Source organism: Bacteroides faecis, from assembly GCF_020091505.1.
GTDB lineage: Bacteria > Bacteroidota > Bacteroidia > Bacteroidales > Bacteroidaceae > Bacteroides > Bacteroides faecis.
Genome location: NZ_CP081916.1, coordinates 2227785 through 2248781 on the forward strand (window position 1 = coordinate 2227785; position 20997 = coordinate 2248781).

The 20997-nt window shown below is 40.7% G+C and carries 16 protein-coding genes; 6 read left to right on the forward strand and 10 right to left on the reverse strand.

Annotated features, from left to right (window positions below):
• Positions 1-17: 17 nt before the first annotated feature.
• The 10 genes from K6V30_RS08725 to K6V30_RS08770 all read right to left on the reverse strand — a co-directional run bounded on the left by K6V30_RS08725 (position 18) and on the right by K6V30_RS08770 (position 9453).
• On the reverse strand, positions 18-1502 hold the full coding sequence (locus K6V30_RS08725) for a complex I subunit 4 family protein (protein ID WP_010536650.1): 1485 nt from the start codon (positions 1500-1502) through the stop codon (positions 18-20).
• Positions 1503-1541: 39 nt separating this feature from the next.
• Positions 1542-3470: an NADH-quinone oxidoreductase subunit L gene (gene nuoL, locus K6V30_RS08730; RefSeq protein WP_055268578.1), complete on the reverse strand. Its 1929-nt coding sequence runs from the start codon at positions 3468-3470 to the stop codon at positions 1542-1544.
• A gap of 215 nt (positions 3471-3685) precedes the next feature.
• Positions 3686-3994 (reverse strand): NADH-quinone oxidoreductase subunit NuoK, encoded by a 309-nt coding sequence (gene nuoK / locus K6V30_RS08735; RefSeq protein WP_007764713.1) that lies wholly within the window; start codon positions 3992-3994, stop codon positions 3686-3688.
• Positions 3995-4089: 95 nt separating this feature from the next.
• Positions 4090-4602, reverse strand: a complete 513-nt coding sequence (locus tag K6V30_RS08740; protein WP_010536653.1) for an NADH-quinone oxidoreductase subunit J family protein — start codon at positions 4600-4602, stop codon at positions 4090-4092.
• A 2-nt stretch (positions 4603-4604) separates the two neighbouring features.
• Positions 4605-5093 carry a 4Fe-4S binding protein gene (locus tag K6V30_RS08745; RefSeq protein ID WP_055268579.1) on the reverse strand — a complete coding sequence of 163 codons (489 nt, stop codon included), beginning with the start codon at positions 5091-5093 and terminating at the stop codon, positions 4605-4607.
• A 56-nt stretch (positions 5094-5149) separates the two neighbouring features.
• Positions 5150-6226, reverse strand: a complete 1077-nt coding sequence (gene nuoH, locus K6V30_RS08750; RefSeq protein WP_010536655.1) for an NADH-quinone oxidoreductase subunit NuoH — start codon at positions 6224-6226, stop codon at positions 5150-5152.
• A 123-nt stretch (positions 6227-6349) separates the two neighbouring features.
• The gene (locus K6V30_RS08755) at positions 6350-7942 is read right to left on the reverse strand and encodes an NADH-quinone oxidoreductase subunit D (protein WP_010536656.1); all 1593 of its coding nucleotides are present in this window, start codon (positions 7940-7942) and stop codon (positions 6350-6352) included.
• 85 nt (positions 7943-8027) lie between these two features.
• Positions 8028-8621 carry an NADH-quinone oxidoreductase subunit B gene (locus K6V30_RS08760; RefSeq protein WP_008764304.1) on the reverse strand — a complete coding sequence of 198 codons (594 nt, stop codon included), beginning with the start codon at positions 8619-8621 and terminating at the stop codon, positions 8028-8030.
• On the reverse strand, positions 8612-8962 hold the full coding sequence (locus K6V30_RS08765; RefSeq protein ID WP_008760952.1) for an NADH-quinone oxidoreductase subunit A: 351 nt from the start codon (positions 8960-8962) through the stop codon (positions 8612-8614). The genes K6V30_RS08760 and K6V30_RS08765 overlap by 10 nt, the downstream gene beginning before the upstream one ends.
• A gap of 113 nt (positions 8963-9075) precedes the next feature.
• Positions 9076-9453, reverse strand: coding sequence for a hypothetical protein (locus K6V30_RS08770; protein WP_010536657.1), 378 nt, complete (start codon positions 9451-9453; stop codon positions 9076-9078).
• A gap of 259 nt (positions 9454-9712) precedes the next feature.
• On the opposite strand from K6V30_RS08770, the gene K6V30_RS08775 reads away from it, so the two are divergent.
• From K6V30_RS08775 to K6V30_RS08800, 6 genes are all read left to right on the forward strand, one after another.
• Positions 9713-11317 (forward strand): DUF6377 domain-containing protein, encoded by a 1605-nt coding sequence (locus tag K6V30_RS08775; RefSeq protein ID WP_022301547.1) that lies wholly within the window; start codon positions 9713-9715, stop codon positions 11315-11317.
• A 190-nt stretch (positions 11318-11507) separates the two neighbouring features.
• Positions 11508-12032 carry an RNA polymerase sigma-70 factor gene (locus tag K6V30_RS08780; protein ID WP_055268580.1) on the forward strand — a complete coding sequence of 175 codons (525 nt, stop codon included), beginning with the start codon at positions 11508-11510 and terminating at the stop codon, positions 12030-12032.
• A 75-nt stretch (positions 12033-12107) separates the two neighbouring features.
• Positions 12108-12332 carry a hypothetical protein gene (locus K6V30_RS08785; RefSeq protein ID WP_010536661.1) on the forward strand — a complete coding sequence of 75 codons (225 nt, stop codon included), beginning with the start codon at positions 12108-12110 and terminating at the stop codon, positions 12330-12332.
• A gap of 13 nt (positions 12333-12345) precedes the next feature.
• The gene (locus tag K6V30_RS08790) at positions 12346-14895 is read left to right on the forward strand and encodes a glycoside hydrolase family 38 N-terminal domain-containing protein (RefSeq protein ID WP_055268581.1); all 2550 of its coding nucleotides are present in this window, start codon (positions 12346-12348) and stop codon (positions 14893-14895) included.
• A gap of 34 nt (positions 14896-14929) precedes the next feature.
• Positions 14930-17278, forward strand: coding sequence for a GH92 family glycosyl hydrolase (locus K6V30_RS08795; RefSeq protein ID WP_022301546.1), 2349 nt, complete (start codon positions 14930-14932; stop codon positions 17276-17278).
• Between the two features lie 14 nt (positions 17279-17292).
• Complete coding sequence (locus tag K6V30_RS08800) at positions 17293-20376, forward strand: discoidin domain-containing protein (RefSeq protein WP_022301545.1); 3084 nt, start codon at positions 17293-17295, stop codon at positions 20374-20376.
• Positions 20377-20997: the final 621 nt, after the last annotated feature.

The window sequence follows — 20997 nt, forward strand, 5'->3', positions numbered from 1 at the left end:
AGATTAAAAATTAAAGGTTATGGGATGAGTTGTGAGACCACAGGGAGTACACTTTCACCAATCATGTGGCTTACCCAGAAAGGAGCCATACCCAATCCGGCTACACAAACGATGAGGCAAATAACAGCTACGCGTTCATCCCAGGTCGCATCTGTCAATGCGAGATGATGTTTGTTAGTGCAGGTGCCGTACAGAATCTTGCCTACCAGACGCAGGATATAAACTGCCGTAATAACAATGGATGAACAAGCGATGATGGTCAGTGTACGGTGGAATACATCGTTGTTCTGGAAAGATCCGACGAAGATGGTCATTTCAGCAATGAATCCACTTAAGCCCGGCAAACCGAGATTGGCAAGACCGGCAATCACATAACAAACGCTGAGGAACGGCATCACTTTCATTAACCCTGCAAGTTCGCGGACATCGCGGGTATGCGTACGTCCGTAGATCATACCGATCAGGGCGAAGAACAAGGCTGTCATCAATCCGTGGGAAAGCATCTGAAGAATGGCTCCTGTTGCGGCTGTCTGATTCAGCATCAGAATGGCAAAAAGTACCAGTCCGCAGTGAGATACGGAAGAGTAAGCATTGATGTATTTCAAGTCTGTCTGTACGCAAGCGGAGAAAGCTCCGTAGACAACAGAGATACCTGTCAGTATCAGGAAGATCCATGAAAGTTCATTAGCAGCTTCCGGCATCAGATACATGGCAATACGGAAACATCCGTAACCTCCCAATTTCATTAGTACTCCGGCATGAAGCATGGATACGGCAGTCGGTGCGGAAGCATGACCGTCGGGACTCCATGTATGGAATGGGAAAAGAGCACCCAATACGCCAAACCCAAGGAAGGTCAGCGGGAACCAGATGCATTGCTGTGCAAAAGGTATGTTGTGCAACTGTGCAATCTCCAGAAGGTTCATGGTAGTAGCTCCCGAACCGAAATAGATTCCGAGGATACCGATCAGCAGGAAAGCGGAACCACCCATTAGCATAAGTGTCAGTTTCATGGCTGCATATTCTTTCCGTCCCGATCCCCATACGCCGATTAGCAGGTACATAGGAATCAACGCGATTTCGTAGAACATGAACATGGTAAACAAGTCGATTGATATAAAGAATCCGAATACTCCCATAGACAATAGGGTGAACCAGAGGAAATATTCTTTTGTCAGAGGTTGCAGACGCCAGGAAGCGAACGTACCTGTGAACACAATAATGGCAGACAATAATAACATCGCTACCGAAATTCCGTCAACACCTACCGAATAAGCGATGTTGAGCGGAGCATACCAAACCGTATCTGCACGGAATAACATTTCTGCCGTGTTTCCGGCACTGCGTTCTCCCAAATACATGAAGGTAAGAACGACGGAGGCTATCAGAAGTGCCGATGCGCCGGTAACCATAACCCCTCGGATTGCTTTTATGCCCCGTGCTGCCCAAAGTCCGGCAAGCATCAGTAAGGGGATGAGTACGAAGATTGATAAAAAATTCATCTTTATGATTTACTAATTAAAGATTTACTATTTACTATATTAAAGAACCAACAGCAGGATAAGCGCCAACGCTCCGCAAAGGAACACATATGCGTATTGCTGTACCTGACCGCTTTGTAAACCACGAATTTCGTCGCTGGTTGTATTCGTTGCCCATGCCAGAAAATCAAAGAATCCGTCTACAACATGACGGTCAAACCAGGCGATAGGAGTAGAAATGCAGCGGAAGATAATCTTGTGTGTTACAAACTGGTATATATCGTCGATATAAAAACGATTGTATGCCGCCTTGTGTAAGCCTTTAAACTGTTTGGCCAACGAATCGGCGACTGGCTGTCTGGCATTCTTATACATCCAGGTAGCAACTGCTATAGAAATGATTGCAATAACAACACTTGTGATAGCTACTGACGGATCAAGATGAATAGAATAGGATTCACCGTTCGAACTGATAAAGTGTCCGAAAGGGATGAAACCTGCTCCACAGGTAACAGCAGCCAGAAACATTAATGGAAATGTCATAGCCAACGGACTTTCATGTAGGTGGCAAGGTGCCGCTTCCTGGTTTCCGTGCGGTGTATGATCCGAATGGGAACTTGCCCGGGACGGCTCTTTCCCCCAGAAGATACCATAGTAGAGACGGAACATGTAGAATGCTGTCATTGCAGCAATCACTGTCATTACCCAACCCATTACCGGACTGTATTGGAAGCATGCTGCCAGAATCTCATCTTTGGAGAAGAAACCGGAGAATGGAGGAATACCGGCAATGGCAAGACAGGCAATCAGGAATGTCCAGTGAGTAATAGGCATGTATTTGCGTAATCCTCCCATAGCTGACATTTCGTTGGAGTGTACCGCATGGATAATGCTGCCGGCACCCAAAAATAGTAATGCTTTGAACATGGCATGTGTGAAGAGGTGGAACATGGAAGCCATGTAGCCCAAACCTCCTTCATGTGGGTCCATAGAAGTACAAACGCCTAAAGCTACCATCATAAAGCCAATCTGTGAGATCGTAGAGAATGCCAGTACACGCTTGATGTCCGATTGTACGCAAGCTACACTTGCAGCATAGAAAGCCGTGAAGGCACCTACCCAGGCAATCATGTGCAGCACATCAGGTGCATAAGCGATGAAAAGCGGAAACATACGGGCAACCAGATACACACCGGCAACGACCATTGTAGCAGCATGGATTAGGGCACTGACCGGAGTCGGACCTTCCATGGCATCAGGTAACCAAATGTGTAATGGGAACATGGCACTCTTTCCGGCACCACCGACAAACATCAGTCCGAGCGCTAATGGAAGCATGGAGGCTCCGCCACTAATCAATGAAACTGTGTCCGGGGTAAAACCGAAGGTTCCACCATAATATCCGTAGATCAGAATACCGATCAGGAAACCCAGGTCAGCAAAACGAGTGACGATGAACGCTTTCTTGGAAGCCGCAATAGCAGCAGGTTTGGTATAGTAGAATCCGATCAGTAAGTAAGAATTTACACCCACCAGTTCCCAGAAAAGATACATCTGGAAAATATTTGTTGCCACAACCAGTCCCAGCATAGACATGGTGAAGAGTGACAGGAAAGCGTAATAACGTTGAAAACCAGTCTCGCCTTTCATATAACCGAAGGAGTAGATATGCACCATCAGTGATACGGTGGAGATGACGATCAACATCATCACAGATATGGGATCGAGCAGAATGCCCAAGTCAAATCGTAAAGTCTCGGTGAAAGGAAGCCACGTAAAATTATAAGGTATCAATGTGGCAAATGTTCCGTCTTCCAGGCGTGGAGCGGAGAAATATTGGAAAGCTGTAACGTATGATAGTACTGCTACTGCTCCCAGTATCAGCGTACCGATAGTACCCGCTGTCCGATGAGACATCCATTTTCCTCCGATTCCCAGAATGAGGAAGGAGAGGAAGGGAAGAAGGAGTATTAGAATTGTTAGTTCCATACAGTTTGTTTTAATTACTTGTTTTATTATAATTCATTCTTTATCTTTTAGCTTATAGCCGTCATTACCGGACTTGCCGTTGTGTTTCCCGGTATGAAACCTTTGTTTCCCCGGTGCGAAACTCTTGTTTCCCCGGCGTGAAACTCTTGTTTCCCCGGTATGAAACTTTTAGTTTCAAGGCATGAAACTCTTAGCTCCTCCGGTGATGAAACGCGTCACCACTTCAAGTCGTCCAGATTGCGAACCTGAATGCTTCGGAGATTACGATAAATGTTAATCATGATGGCGATAGCGATTGCTGTTTCCGCAGCCGAGATGGCGATGGAAAAGAGTGCAAAGAAATAACCTTCCATTCCTCCCGGAAAGAGAAAACGGTTGAACACGGCGAAGTTGATGTCCGTGGCATTCAGCATTAACTCTACAGAAATCAGGATAGCCAGCGTGTTACGGCGGGTAAAGAATCCATAGATTCCTGCAAACATCATGATGGTAGAAACTACCAGATAATATTCCATGTGTATCATATCTGAAATTATTAGGTTTTAAGTGTTAAGTATTAATTCCCTGCGGTTCATTGCGCAGCCTAATACCTGATACTTAATAGTTAATACTTACTTATTTATCTCTTTCGGGCGATTATGATACCACCGATGATACAAGCCAGCAATAAAATACTGATTGCTTCGAAAGGTAATATATAACCATATTTGTCACTGCTTAGCAGGGCATTACCGATAGCGTGAATGTTTATCTCCTGCGGTGCCAGATTTCCGGTTTGCAGGAAGTTGTGCTTCAGAGTGATGAACAAGATAATTCCCAGACCTGCAATCATCGTAAAGAGTCCTGCCAGAAGCCTGCTTCGTTTTAGTTTCTCGGCGCGGTCACCTTCTCCGCTGGTCAGCAGGATGGAGAATACATAAAGAACGACGATACCACCGGCATAAACCATAATCTGGACAGATCCCAGAAATGTGTAACCCAGCAGGAAATAGATGCCAGCCGTGCCGAAGAGCACGAAGAGCAGATAGGTGGCTGAGCGGACAATACGTTGGGTAGTCACCGTCATGATGGACATTGCAATAATAAATGCTGCCAAAAAGTAGAATACTACTGTTTCAAGTGTTGATCCCATATCTAAACTTCTTTTTTCTTTTCAATTACTTTACTACCGACATGATTCAGTCGCAAGACAAGCTTCGTCCGGTCAAAGACAGCATGCTCGAAATTCTGGTCGAACATGATGGCGTCGTGCGGACAAGCATTCACGCACAGTTGGCAGAACATACAAGCTCCCAGGTCATATTCATATTTTGCCAGGATTTTCTTTTTCTTACCGTCCTCTGTCTCAATCGTTTCGCTGGTCACTTTGATTGTATCGTTCGGACAAGCCATCTGACACAATCCGCAGGCTACACAGCGGTGTTCGTTATTCTCATTGTGGGGCATTGCCAGTGTACCACGGAACCGGTCGAACATTTTCAGCTCTTTCCGGTTTTCAGGATACTGTTCAGTCACCTTCTTACGGAAGTATACCTTGATACTGGTTTTCATACCCGTTGCCAGAGTGCTGATACCATGTATCAGTCCTCCTAAGTACGTATATTTTTGATCTTTATATTCCATAATTCTTATATTATATGATTATTCCAAATGGAAACCCGGTTGCGCCGTCTTACCGTTTAAAAGTGGAAGCCGAAAGCGACACAACATGCCATTAACAATAGGTTTACCATAGAAATAGGAACCAGATATTTCCATTCCAGATTCAGAATCTGGTCGATACGCAGACGTGGGAAAGTCCATTTGATCCACATTAAGAGGAACACAACGAAGAATGCCTTGGCAAAGAACCAGATGAAGCCGGGGATGTAGTCCATTACAGCGTTGAATCCGTCCAGACCAACGATATGCAGCGGCATCCAGCCTCCTAAGAAGATAGTAGCGGCTACACTGGCTACGATAAACAAATTCAGATATTCCGCTAGATAAAAGAAACCGAAGTGCATACCGGAATATTCCGTATGATATCCGGCTGTCAATTCACTTTCAGCTTCAGGAAGGTCGAACGGACCACGGTTACATTCTGCATTTCCGGCAATGAGATAGATGATGAAAGCAATCACGGCAGGAATATGTCCTTTAAAGATAAACCATCCGTTGGCTTGCCCCTCTACAATTTCAGAGAATTGCATGGTACCCATCAGTACAACCATCGTCATGATACTCATGCCTACAGACAGTTCATAACTGATAATCTGTGCACCGCTTCGCATGGCACCGATCAGAGAAAACTTATTATTACTACCCCAGCCGGCAAGCAGAATACCTACTACACCGATACTGGAAGCTGCCAGCAGGAAGAATACGCCCACATTAAAATTCAGAATTTCCGCTCCTTTATTAAAAGGAATACAAGCGAAAGTGAGGAACGAGGCGATAATTACCATGAATGGAGCCAGGTTGTAGAGAAAGCGGTCGGCATCCTTTGGAGTGAAAATCTCCTTGGTCAGCATCTTGAGTACGTCGCATATCACTTGAATAGAACCCCATTTACCGACACGGTTCGGACCGAGACGGCACTGGAAGAAACCACAGACTTTACGTTCCATGTAAATTAATACGATAGCCAGAATAGCATATAGTGCAATGATGCACACGCCGACAGCTACGCACTCTATAAAGATAGCCCATCCCTCCGGCATGACGGAGAGCAGCAGCTCATGTATCCAGTTTGTTACTATACTAAAGTCGAACATATATATTTTAATTATTAGGTTTTAAGTATTAAGTATTAATTCCATGCGGAATATAGCGTATATCATATTGCATAGTCGGTTAATACTTAATACTTTATACTTAATACTTGTTTTATCTCTTGTTTATCGGTCGATATCCGGTACTACATAGTCCAGTGTTCCTCCGATGGCAATCAAGTCAGCGATCTTTGCTCCGCGACAAATCGTATCGATTGCAGCAACAAGTGGCAATCCCGTAGCGCGATAGTGCAGGCGATAAGGCATCTTGTCACCCTGACTTTCGAGAAAAACTCCGAATTCTCCACGGCTTCCTTCTACGGCAGCATAATAACTGCCTTCGGGAACACGGATGATAGGTTTCATCTTTTCCTGGTAGGGTCCTTCGGGAATATTGTCTATTAATTGCTCAATAATCTTCAGGCTTTCCATGATTTCGTCCATACGAACCAAGTAACGGGCAAAACAGTCGCCTTCCGTATAAACAATTTCCTGAAAGTCTACTTTATCATATACACCATACGGTATTCGCTTACGCACATCACAAGCCCATCCTGAAGCACGGCCTGTACCTCCGGTACAACCAAATGAAATTGCATCTTCACGACTTAAGACACCGACTCCCTTCATACGGCTTTGAGCGATAATGTTGCCGGTAAATATGTCATGGTATTCGTGAATGATTCCTCTCATATAAGGGATAAATTCTTTCACTCGTTTGATGAAATTAGGATGAAGGTCAGCTTGTACACCACCAATAGTATTGTAGTTCATAATCAAGCGTCCGCCACAAGTTTCTTCAAAAATATCGAGAATCTTTTCACGGTCACGGAATCCATAGAAGAAAGCTGTTAGTGCTCCGAGGTCCATGGCAAGCGCGGAGTAGAATAGTAAGTGAGAGTCAATGCGTTGCAACTCATCCATGATAGTACGGATGTATTTGACACGGTCGCTCACTTCAATGCCCATTGCTTTCTCGATACACATGCATAAAGCATGGCGGTTTTGGTGTGCTCCCAGATAATCGAGGCGGTCTGTTAACGCCAGTGTCTGCGGATATGTAAGACTTTCGTTCATTTTTTCAATACCCCGGTGGATATAACCGCAGTTAGCATCGATTTTACGAATGATCTCGCCTTCAAGAGAAACGCGGAAGCGCATTACACCATGCGTTGCAGGGTGTTGCGGACCAATGTTGACTACATACTCTTCTTCTCCGAAGAGTTTCATTTCTCTGTTTTTAATGGTTCCGTCCGGATTAAGTTCTATTTCCTGTGTTGTATCGAACGTCTCCTCGTTGGCCATACAAAGCGGATTGTCTTTCTCCGGATCATTATCTTTACGCATGGGGTATCCTACCCAATCATTACGTAAGTAAAGGCGGCGCATATCCGGATGACCTACGAAAACAATGCCATAGTAGTCGAAGACTTCGCGTTCGTAAAAGTCGGCTATCTTCCATATATCGCTGACTGACGGAATTTCCGGTCGTTCACGGTCGTTCACGGCTGTTTTTAGTGCTATCCGTTCTCCCGTAACAGTCGATTCCAGATGGTAGACAACGCCTAAACCACGGAGTTTCTCCGGGGCGTCCTTCTCGTCTGCCACTCCCCAGTCCATACCGGTCAGGCTTTCCAAGAAGTCCATCTGTTTTTCATTTCGCAAGCGCAGCATCTCGTCGTGTAACGCTGCAGGAGCTATAAATTGTATTTCTTGCATAATTGTTTAAATTAAGAATTAGGAATGAAGAATTATCTGAATTTCGGAACTACATAGAAACTCTTCATTCTTCATTTTTCATTCTTCATTTCATAAATTCCGGTTTCTTCTCTTTTCTATTCGTTCCACCAAAGAATTTTTCTATTTTCACTTTACGTTGTAATTGCATCATGCCATAATAGAAAGCTTCCGGGCGCGGCGGACATCCGGGAATATATACGTCTACCGGAAGAATCTTGTCCACTCCGTTCACCACGTGGTATGACTTTTTAAAAGGACCTCCACTGACGGCACATCCACCTACGGCAACCACATATTTCGGATCAGGCATTTGGTCATACAAGCGTTTCAGTACCGGTGCCATCTTATTCGTGATTGTTCCGCAAACCATGATCATATCAGCTTGACGCGGACTGGCACGTGCTACTTCGAACCCGAAGCGGGCCATATCATAACGCGCGGCACCCAGTGCCATGAATTCGATACCGCAACAGCTGGTTGCGAAAGTAAGCGGCCACAGTGAATTGCTGCGTCCCCAGTTGACCAGATCGTCCAGAACCCCGAGAAAAACATTCGCTCCTCCGGCATTAAGTTCTTTGACCAACTTTTCCAATGATTCATTATCGATGAATTCATCATACGGAATTGATTTTATTTTCGGTTTTTTGGTTATTTCCATTCCAAAGCTCCTTTCCTCCAGGCATAAGCAAGACCCAGAACTAAAATAATAAAGAAGAAGAGAATGCTAACGAGTCCTTGGGGCCCCATGTCATGCATGACCACTGCCCACGGGAACAAGAAAGCTGTCTCCACGTCGAACATCAGAAACAAGATGGCAAACAAGTAGTAACCTACACGGAACTGCATCCATGATTTGCCACGCGTTGGTATACCACATTCATAAGCTTCAAACTTTTGTACATTGTACGAACGTGGTGAAATAGCTCGTGAAAGGGCTATTACTACACCGACAAAAGCAAGCGCTGTCAGTAAAACAACAACTAAAAATGTAAAATTCATAATTTCAATAGCTGTTTAGATTGAATATTATATAGAGATAAACAATTAGTTTTTCCACACCCGGATGAAACCAACTGTAATGAATTGACGAATAAGATAAAAGATTGTACCGTCTAAATGACGATCTTCCTTAGGCCATATATATAATATGTAATAGGATCGTAAAAGTACTTGGGAATATGAAGTGAATGAGTTTGCGAAGTGTTTTGCTGGCTTTTATATTCACGAAAATAAGCAATCAGCAGTTGCACGCTTTTATCCGTGGGGACATGTGCAACATCTGCATGACTCATATCACAAGATTGGGTAGAATAAAAATAATATAGGCGTTCAAGAGCATTATGAACAGGGTGGTCCTGAGATACGTAGCATTTCTCCTGGCGATATGTCGGGGGGGCTACTCTGCAGTTATCTTCCATTGTTTCATTGGGAACAACATGGATCAGCAAAGCAAGTACCAGAAATAGTCCGTATTTTAAGCTTTGTTTCATCTTTCTCTTTTAACGGCTGCAAATATAGGATTAATATTCATATTTTTTGCAAAGTCCGGATTACAAAAAAGTATTTTTTAACTTGCTTTACTTCAAGTCCGTTTTTATCTTCATATTGCTCTGGAGAATTATCTTCTTTTATAGTATGAATCAGTTCGCATTTGGTTAAAAGATGTAATAAAAAGAACGATTTACGTTCTTTTTGACGAATTACCCAAAGAAAATTCATTTTTTTGCAAATTGTATATAACACATTGATATGAAATACACACTTTGCTTTATAACAATTTTACTAGGTTCATTGTTGGATCTTCATGCAAATAGCGAGAATGATTCTCTGTTGAAAGTTTTAGATAAAGTGATTTCTGAGCGTCTTGTGTATACAGAAAAGAAAGAAGCTACTATCAAAGAGCTGAAAGCGAAAAAGAAAGAACAGAAGACATTGGACGATATGTACCGTCTGAACTCCGAAATCCTCCACCAATATGAAACGTTTGTCTGCGATTCTGCAGAACAATACATTAATGAAAATATTGAGATAGCTAAAAAACTGGGTAATGAAACCTACTTATTGGAAGGCAAGTTACAGTTGGCTTTTGTTTATTCGTTGTCGGGGCTGTTTGTTCAAGCTAATGATATTTTCAAGTCTATCAATTGTTCGGATTTACCAAGTCATTTACAAGCTTTGTATTGTTGGAATCGTATTCGGTATTATGAAAACCTGATTAAATATACAGATGATGTTCGGTTCGCCAGTGAATATTTGGTTGAAAAAGAGGCATATCGAGATACAGTCATGAGTATTTTGTATGATGCCTCGGAGGAATATTCGAAAGAAAGAGCTATAAAACTTCAGGATCAGGGAAATGCAAAAGAAGCACTTAAGATACTGACTAAAATCTATCAAAAGGAAAAAACTGGTACTCATGGGTTTGCGATGATGTCTATGGGACTGTCAAGAGCGTATAGACAGGTTGGAGAGCTTGAATTAGAGGAAAAGTATCTTATATTAGCTGCTATGACCGATATAAAATTGGCAGTGAAAGAAAATGAGGCTTTATTGACTTTAGCTGTGAATTTATACCATAAAGGAGATATCGATAGATCTTATAATTATATCAAAGTAGCATTGAGTGATGCTATCTTTTATAATTCCCGTTTTAAGAATACGGTAATAGCCCGTATTCATCCTATTATAGAGAATACTTACTTATATAGGCTAGAGAAGCAAAAGCAGAATCTTCGTTTTTATATTTTGCTCACTAGTCTGTTTGTAGTAGCTCTTGCTATCACTTTATATTTCACTTATAAACAGACTAAGATTGTTTCCCGTGCAAAGAAGAATCTTAATGTTATGAATGAAGAGTTGGTTGCGTTGAACAAGAATTTGGATGAGGCTAATTTAATAAAAGAAAGATATGTAGGCTATTTTATGAACCAGTGTGCCGTTTACATTAATAAACTGGATGAATATAGGAAAAATGTAAATCGAAAAATAAAAACCGGACAAGTAGATGATTTATACAAATCTTCTTCTCGTCCTTTTGAAAAGGAACTGGAAGGATTATATACCAATTTTGATAAAGCGTTCTTAAAATTGTATCCTAATTTTGTCGAAGAGTTCAATTCATTGTTGAAACCGGAAGATTGTTATAAACTGGACAAAGACCAGTTGAATACAGAATTGCGTATTTTTGCTTTGATGCGAATGGGGATTACAGATGTTTCGCAAATTGCTGTTTTCTTGCATTACTCAGTACAAACGATCTATAATTATAAGAGTAAAGTGAAGAGGATGTCTGTATTAGATGGAAATATCTTCGAAGAAGAGGTGAAAAAGCTTGGTTCTTTGTCTCAAAAATGATTCTATTTGGTTTACCAAAACCTTAAAATGGTAAATTGGTAAAATATTGAATAATAATATGTTATCTGAAAAATACCTTTAAAAATATCTACTTTACAGCCTACTTCCAATAAGAAGTAGGCTTTTTTCATCTCTATATTTGCATCACAAGATTTTTGATAACTGAATACTAATCTAAAGAAACACAACTATGGATTTTTCAGAATTGTATCTTACTTATTATTCAAAATTAGTTCGGTTTGCAAAGGAATTTGTGATACTGGAAGAGGATGCCGAAAACATAACACAAGATGTGTTTACCGACTTATGGGCGAAGCGCGATTCTATGGATCGCATTGAAAATATGAACGCGTATCTTTTCAGGTTAATAAAGAACAGATGCTTGGATCATTTGAAACATAAAATGTTTGAACAGAAATATATTGAGTTTGTACAAACATCTTTCGAAATAGAAATGTCTTTGAAGTTACAATCTTTAGACAGGTTTGATGTATCGGATATCTCGGAAGGAAATGAAACGGAAATTCTCGTTCGCAATGCAATCAATAGTTTGCCTCGGAAATGTCGTGACATATTTTTATTAAGTCGTGTCGAAGGATTAAAATATAGAGAAATCTCAGAACGTTTGGGTATTTCAGTAAATACAGTAGAATGTCAGATGGGGATAGCACTCAAAAAGTTAAGGGTAAAACTAAATATTTGCCTTGCAGCATGACTTTTAATAATTTTATTGATATTTTTTTAGGGGTATTTACCAGGATAATCGTTCTTTTGTAAAAAGGAACGAATAATGGGAACTAATTTAAATAAATATTTTGCAGGTGAATTGACTTCAGAAGAGAAGGAAGACTTCCTTTTGGATGTGAATAATAATGGGGAAATACGAGAGGAATTTATTGAGTATCAAAATGTTGTGGCTCTTGTGGATTGGTCGTTTCCTAAGGATGATAGAGAACTTGCTAAGCAAAAACTATCTGAATTTATGAGTCGGATAGAGAATTGCGAAAATAAATAGGCTTAAAAATACCATGAATAGACTTTATAACATCATATTACTACTTGTTTTTATATGTACGCATGTTCATTCGCAACAAGCTTATTTTGTTGATGGATATCATGGAGGGATATACGGGCATTATCCGGTGAAGTGGAAAACTCAGTTTATTGTCGACCAGTTGTCCAAGCATCCGGATTGGCGAATTTGTCTGGAAATAGAGCCTGAAACATGGGATACGGTGCAAATACAGACTCCTGAAGCCTATCGACAATTAAAAAATATAGTAGTAAGTAAACAGGTAGAGTTTACAAATCCTACTTATGCTCAGCCTTATTGTTATAATATATCGGGCGAAAGCATTATACGTCAGTTTCAATATGGTATTGCTAAGATAAATAAACATTTTCCGGGAGTGACTTTTACCACTTATTCTGTGGAAGAACCTTGTTTCACAAGTTGTTTGCCTCAGATATTGAAGCTATTTGGTTTTAAGTATGCTGTACTCAAATGCCCGAATACTTGTTGGGGAGGATACACTAACGCTTATGGCGGCGAATTGGTCAATTGGGTAGGCCCGGATGGAACTCCCATTCTTACTGTTCCTCGCTATGCTTGCGAGAAATTGGAAGAGAATTCTACTTGGCAGACAACTGCTTGGTGTAATGAAGAATCTTATCTGAATGCTTGTCGTGATGCAGGGATTGAACATCCTGTGGGAATGTGTTTCCAAGATGCCGGATGGAAAAATGGTCCATGGTTGGGAAGTGGAAAGAATATAAAAAGTAATTCAATTTATGTGACGTGGAAAGATTATTTTGAGAATATTTCCATTGGTAAAACGAATGATGACTGGCATTTCTCGCAGGAAGATATGCGTGTAAACTTAATGTGGGGAAGCCAAGTGTTGCAGAGAATTGCTCAAGAAGTACGTACTTCTGAGAATAAAATAATAATGGCAGAGAAGATGTCTGTTATTGCTCATCTTGCCAATGGTTACACTTGTGTTCAGGAAGATTTGGATGAGGCATGGCGTACTTTGATGCTTGCGCAACATCATGATTCCTGGATTGTACCTTATAATGGACTAAATAAATTTGGAACGTGGGCGGATCAAATAAAGCGATGGACAGATGAGACAAATACTGTGGCTGATAAAATTACTTCCGCTTCTATATGCAGTTTTGATAACGATACTATTAATTCTGAAAATGCTCAGGGATTTGTACGTGTTTATAATACATTGGGGATAAGAAGAACAGAGCAGGTCAATGTTGTACTTCCACAGGAATATGCAGATACTGATTTGGAAGTCAATGATTGTAGAAATAAAAAAGTTGATTATTCAATAGGAAAAGAAGGTGGAAAAATTAGATTGTTGTTTGAAGCAGATGTTCCTCCCTTCGGCTACTCCACATACTGTATAAAGCAAGTAAAGACAGGTAAAAGAACGGTTTCAGGAAACGAAAAGATAATAAATGAACGGGAATATGTGGTTGAAAATGATATGTATAAAATTGTTTTTGACTTGTCGAAGGGAGGAATTATTAAAAGTCTGGTAGCCAAAAAAGAAGGAAACAAGGAGTTTGCCAAACAGACGGGTGACTATTCGATTGGTGAGCTGAGAGGCTATTTTTATGACGAAGGTAAGTTTCGGTCTTCTACAGAGACTCCAGCTAAGATGACGGTTTTGCGGAGTAATATACAAGAGACAAAGGTAAAATTGGAAGGAGAAATCGCTTCACATCCTTTTGTACAGATTATAAGCATTGCCCAAGGGGAGAAACGTATTGATTTTGATCTTACTATTAACTGGAAGAAAAATGTAGGTATAGGAGAATATAAAGAAAATAGTTGGCGGGATAATCGCAGAGCTTATTGTGATGACAGATTTAAGTTAAGTGTACTTTTCCCTGTAGATCTTCGTTCTCCCCGTATTTATAAAAACGCACCGTTTGATGTTTGTGAAAGTAAGTTAGATAATACATTTTTCAATAGTTGGGATCAGATTAAGCATAACATTATTCTCCATTGGGTTGATTTGGCAGAGCAGGAAGGGGATTATGCATTGGCTTTATTCTCAGATCATACAACTTCCTATTCACATGGAGAGGATTATCCGCTAGGATTGACTGCTCAATATTCTGGTAATGGACTTTGGGGACCTGACTATAAGATCACGGGACCATTGAGAATGAAATATGCTATTGTTCCTCATCGTGGAAAATGGGACAAGGCTGCTATTGCAACGAAGAGTGATTGTTGGAATGAACCATTGTTATGTTCTTATCATCCATCTGTAAAATTGGAGTCAAGATCATTGGTAAACTTAAAGAACAGCGGTTATCAGGTGAGTGCTGCCAATATGAAAGATGGGAAAATTATATTACGCTTGTTTAATGCGGAAGGTGACAAGAAGCAGCACAATATCACTTTTGATATACCGCTGTCTAGTATAGAAGAAGTAGATCTGAATGGTAGAATTATCGACAGAAAGACAATAAAAACACGTGCCGGAAAATCTGAAATTAGTATTTCTATCCCTCGTTTCGGTATAAAGACATTTGCTTTGAACTTGAATTGAACATATTCTAATAATAGTAAACTGTAATATTTTTATGTATAAAGCTAGCGCTAATCTTTTAATAGCTTGCTCTTTTTTGTGGCTGACAGCTTGTTCTTCGGCAGGAGTGGTAACAGAAGATTTAATTCCGACTGATTATGTAAATCCTTTTATAGGTGCCAGTACCAGTGTAGGAGCTGCCGGTGTTTATCATGGATTAGGTAAGACATTTCCCGGCGCTACTACTCCTTACGGCATGGTACAAGTAAGTCCTAATACAATAACCGGCGGTGACAATGGTTCCGGTTATAGTGATGAACATAAAACCATTGAAGGTTTTGCCTTTACCCAAATGAGTGGAGTAGGGTGGTTTGGGGATTTAGGAAATTTCCTTGTGATGCCTACAACGGGCAAATTGCAAAAAATTGCGGGTAAAGAAGATGGAAGTATAAAAGGTTATCGTTCTGCTTATGATAAAGCAACCGAAATAGCTAAAGCAGGGTATTATTCAGTAGAACTGACTGATTATAAGATTAAAGTAGAGAGTAGTGCGACACCTCATTGTGGAATATTGCAATTCACTTTCCCTTCCAGTGAGCAATCTCGTATTCAGATAGACTTGGCACGTAGAGTGGGAGGAACCTCCACTTCGCAATATGTGAAAGTATTGGATGATCATACCATCCAAGGTTGGATGAAGTGTACACCCGATGGTGGCGGATGGGGAAACGGTGAGGGAAACTCCGATTATACTGTTTATTATTATGCACAATTTAGCAAACCATTGAGTAATTATGGTTTTTGGAGTGCAGATATTCCCGATGACTGGGTTCGGAAGCGTGATGAAGTGGTGAGTATTCCTTATCTGACACGTGTATCACAAGCTCCGGTCATTAAAGATAAAAAAGAGCTGGAAGGAAAGCATCTTGGATTCTTCACCGAATTTCCGACGAAAGAAGGAGAAGAAGTTGAGATGAAAGTCGGTATCTCCTTTGTCGATATGGAAGGAGCAGCCAACAACTTTAAACAGGAGATTGCTTCTAAAAACTTTGCTCAAGTAAAACAGGAAGCAAATGATTTGTGGAATCAAGAGCTTAGCCGTGTACGGATATCCGGTGGAACGGATGACGAGAAAACTGTTTTTTATACATCATTGTATCATACTATGATTGATCCGCGTATCTATACAGATGTAGACGGGCGATACATTGGCGGAGATAAAAAGATACATGAACAGGATGGTACATTTATCAAACGTACCATATTTAGTGGTTGGGATGTTTTCCGTAGCCAGTTCCCTTTACAAGCGATGATCAATCCGCATTTGGTGAGTGATGCGTTGAATTCACTGATAACGATGGCAGATCAGAGTGGACGGGAATATTACGAACGTTGGGAACTTCTGAATTCTTATTCCGGTTGTATGATAGGTAATCCTGCATTGTCGGTGCTGGCAGACGCTTATATGAAAGGAATTCGCACATACGATGTGGAAAAAGCATATCAGTATGCAGTCAACACGTCGGCTAAGTTTGGGAATGATTTGTTGGGATATACACCTGAACCGTTGAGTATTTCGTATACTCTGGAATATGCTTATGCAGACTGGTGTGTGGCTCAGTTGGCAAAGGCGTTGGGAAAAGAAGAAGATGCAAAGCTCTTTTATGAAAAAGGGCAAGCCTATCATAATATGTTTGATGTGGAAAAAGGCTGGTTCCGTCCCCGTAATGCAGATGGATCATGGAAAGCATGGCCGGAGAATGCACTGACCGAAGAATGGTATGGTTGCATTGAGTCGAATGCTTATCAGCAAGGTTGGTTTGTACCGCATGATGTTCCGGGAATGGTTGAATTGATGGGTGGCAAGGAAAAGGTAATAGCTAATCTGACTAATTTATTTGATCATACTCCTTCTGATATGTTATGGAATAATTATTATAATCATGCTAATGAACCGGTACATTTTGTTCCTTTCCTTTTTAATCAGCTGGATGTGCCTTGGTATACACAGAAGTGGACACGATATATCTGTAAAAATGCTTATGCGAACAAAGTAGAAGGAATTGTTGGCAATGAAGATGTCGGACAGATGTCTGCGTGGTATATATTGGCTGCTTCCGGAATTCATCCTTCCTGTCCCGGTAATACACGTATGGAAATAACCAGTCCTGTTTTTGACAAGGTAGAATTTAAGCTGGATTCAAAATATCATCAGGGAAAAGTATTTACTATTATTGCTCACAATAACAACACAAATAATCTATATATACAAAAAGCCTTACTGAATGGCAAGGAGTACAATAAATGTTACCTTGACTTTGCTGAGATTGCAGCAGGAGGAACATTGGAATTATTTATGGGCGATAAGCCCAATACAAAATGGGGAGTTTTATCTAACATTTAAAATAGCTGAATAATATGATGAATAAGTTTAGACTTCTTTTACTGGCATCAAGTTTGTTTGTACTGAATGGAATAGGGCATGCTCAGACTTCTACCATGTCATTGAACAGTTCCAATCCCAAGATAGTATGGGAAGTCAAACCGCAGGCAGATTTGAATAATATGGGAGGAGAACAAATCTCTACCCCAGGTTTTAAAATGCCGGACTATGTGAAAGGAGTAGTGCCCGGAGCAGTTTTTACAGCATATGTTGAAGCCGGAATCGTTCCCGATCCTAACTATGCTGATAATATATACAAAGTAGACGAGGCGTTTTATAACCGTCCTTTCTGGTATCGTACGGAATTTGAACTTCCGGCATCTTATTCAGCCGGTAAGCGTGTTTGGCTTCATTTTGACAATACCAATCGTTTCGCCGATTTCTATTTTAACGGAGAAAAAATATCGGGGACAAAGACATCTACTAAAGATGTAAGCGGGCATATGTTGCGTTCCAAATTTGATGTGACACATCTGATTAAGAAATCAGGAAAGAATGCGGTTGCGGTTTTGATTACTGATCCCGACCAGAAAAAGACTCGTAAAGGAAAAGATCCGTATGGTGTTGCTTGTAGTCCCAGCTATCTGGCAGGTGCCGGTTGGGATTGGATGCCGTATGTTCCGGGGCGTCTTGCCGGAATTACAGGAAATGCATATCTGTCTATTACAGGTGATGCTGTGATGGAAGACCCGTGGATTCGCTCGGAATTGCCGACTTTGCAACAAGCGGAGTTATCTTTCTCTACAGGAATCAAGAATGCTTCTTCTGCTCCGAAAGAAGTGGAAGTTTCCGGTGTTATTCAGCCGGGAAATATAACCTTTTCCAAGCACATTCGGGTGGGAGGAAAAGAAACAGCACAGTTGTCGGTAGATAAAAGTGATTTTGCTGCATTAGTTATTCGTAATCCGAAACTTTGGTGGCCTAACGGCTATGGAGAACCGAATCTTTATACCTGTAAACTGACTTGTTCGATAGATGGAAAAGTATCAGATGAAAAGGATATTACTTTTGGTATCAAAAAGTATGAATATAAGATGATCAACAACGTAGTGAATTACCCGGTTCTGACATTCTTTATCAATGGACAGAAGATTTATCTGAAAGGTGGAAACTGGGGAATGAGCGAGTATCTGCTTCGTTGTCATGGCAAAGAGTACGAAACCAAAATCAAGTTGCATAAAGATATGAACTACAACATGATCCGTTTGTGGACAGGTTGTGTGACTGATGATGAATTCTATGATTATTGCGATAAGTATGGAATCATGGTATGGAATGATTTCTGGCTGTATGTAGCTTATAATAGCGTAGCTCAGCCGGAAGCATTCAAAGCGAATGCTCTTGATAAAGTGAGACGTTTAAGGAATCACCCTTCTATTGCTATCTGGTGCGGTGCTAATGAAACACATCCGGAGCCCGATTTGGATAATTATTTGCGTGAGATGATAGCTCAAGAAGACAAGAACGACCGAATGTATAAGTCTTGTTCCAATCAGGACGGTTTATCCGGAAGTGGATGGTGGGGAAATCAGCCGCCTAAACATCATTTTGAGACTTCGGGCAGTAATCTGGCATTCAATGAACCGGCTTATCCGTATGGTATAGATCATGGCTATGGTCTGCGTACTGAAATAGGAACGGCTACCTTTCCGACATTTGAGAGTGTGAAACTGTTTATACCCCAAGACTCATGGTGGCCTCTGCCTACTGATGAACAATTGAAAGATGATGATGATAACGTTTGGAATAAGCATTTCTTTGGTAAAGAAGCGTCCAATGCCAACCCTATCAATTATAAAAAATCAGTAAATACACAATTCGGGGAATCTTCCTGTCTGGAAGAGTTCTGTGAGAAAGCCCAGTTGCTGAATATTGAAGTAATGAAAGGAATGTATGAAGCATGGAATGATAAAATGTGGAATGATGCAGCCGGACTTCTGATCTGGATGAGTCATCCGGCATATCCATCATTCGTATGGCAGACGTATGACTATTATTATGATCCTACCGGAGCTTATTGGGGAGCAAAGAAGGCTTGCGAACATCTTCATCTCCAGTGGAACTCTTCTAATAATAGTATAAAAGCAGTAAATACCACTACCAAAGACTTGAAGGGCGCTTATGCTAAAGCAACTATCTACAACCTGAATGGAAAAGAGGTTGCGGCTTATGGACGTACAAAACAGATGGACGTACCGGCAAGTAACATTGCGGAAGCATTCACGTTAAACTTCAATCCATACAATCTGGCTTTTGGCAAGAATGTGGTAGCTTCTTCATCATCAGCATCCAGACCGGCTTCTTTAGTAGCTGACGGAGGAGCAGGGAGTCGTTGGGAAAGTGATGCGAGCGATTCTCAATGGATTTATGTTGACTTGGGTAAGAAAGAAAAAATAGAGAATGTTGTGTTGAAATGGGAAACTGCACGTGCCAAAGAGTATGAAATCCAAGTCTCGAATGATGCGAAGAAATGGAAAACTGTCTATACAAACAAAGATGGAAAAGGCGGTACAGATGAGATCAAACTCTCTCCGGTTACTGCGCGTTATGTGAAAATGGAAGGAGTTAGCCGTGCTACAGACTTTGGATATTCACTGTATGAATTTGAAATCTATGGTAAGAAACAAAAAAATGTTGAGGAATTGACTCCACTCCATTTCATCCGGTTAGAACTGACAGACGCAAATGGTAATTTGATTTCAGATAACTTCTACTGGAGAAACGGTGTGACTGATCTTGATTATACGGCCTTGAATACGTTACCGGAAGCAGAATTGTCTTGCAAGTTAGTTGACAAGTCGATGATATCTGAAGGGAAGATGAAATTATCGGTGAAAAATCATTCGAAAACAGTTGCTTGTGCTAACCGGATAAGATTGGTGAATACGGCCACTCAAGAAAGAATTCTTCCTGTTATCATGTCTGATAATTATATAACTTTGATGCCGGGTGAAGAACGGACTATTTCTGTTGAAGCAGAACCGGAAATGTTGAAAGAGGGAGTCAGTGTTTTGCTTAAACAGTATGGTAAGGCTGAACAGAAGAAATTGGATATATGATATATGTAGAAAACTAAGGACTACTTTTTTATTTTGAATACCAGAAGATAGTAAGTTCAGCATTGCTGCGCTATCTTCTGGTGTTTTTTTATATCTCTTATATACTGTATTTACTATGCTCAGGAGTAGAAAGTGAACGCTTTACCTTGAATAACCTGCTTGATTTAATAGACAATGATTGACTTATTAATCTAGTATGTATGCTTGCTTAATGCCTTTTGGTACTAGCAATAGTTCGTTTCATGTACGTAATCCCATCGTTTCACATACGTAATCCCATCAGATCACGTACATAGTCCGAATGCTCCATGTACGTGAAACGAAGACATATTACTGACAAAGCTTATTCGTCAAAGCTTCTTTATGTATTAATGTTACCGTCATTTGTTTTAATATGTGCTATGATAAATAGTTTTGTGTACGGACAGAACGAAGAAAAATAGGACGTTAAGGTTGTATAAATCAGTGGGCATACTTGATGTGGGTAGACTGGAAGTGACAATAGAAACTTCGAAAATCTTATTATCACTCTTATTGTCACTGCTTATTATCACCGATATTCGTTTGATTGATAAATGGTTATCTCTGAAAAGTGACAAGTGACAATAAGAAATTGATTTT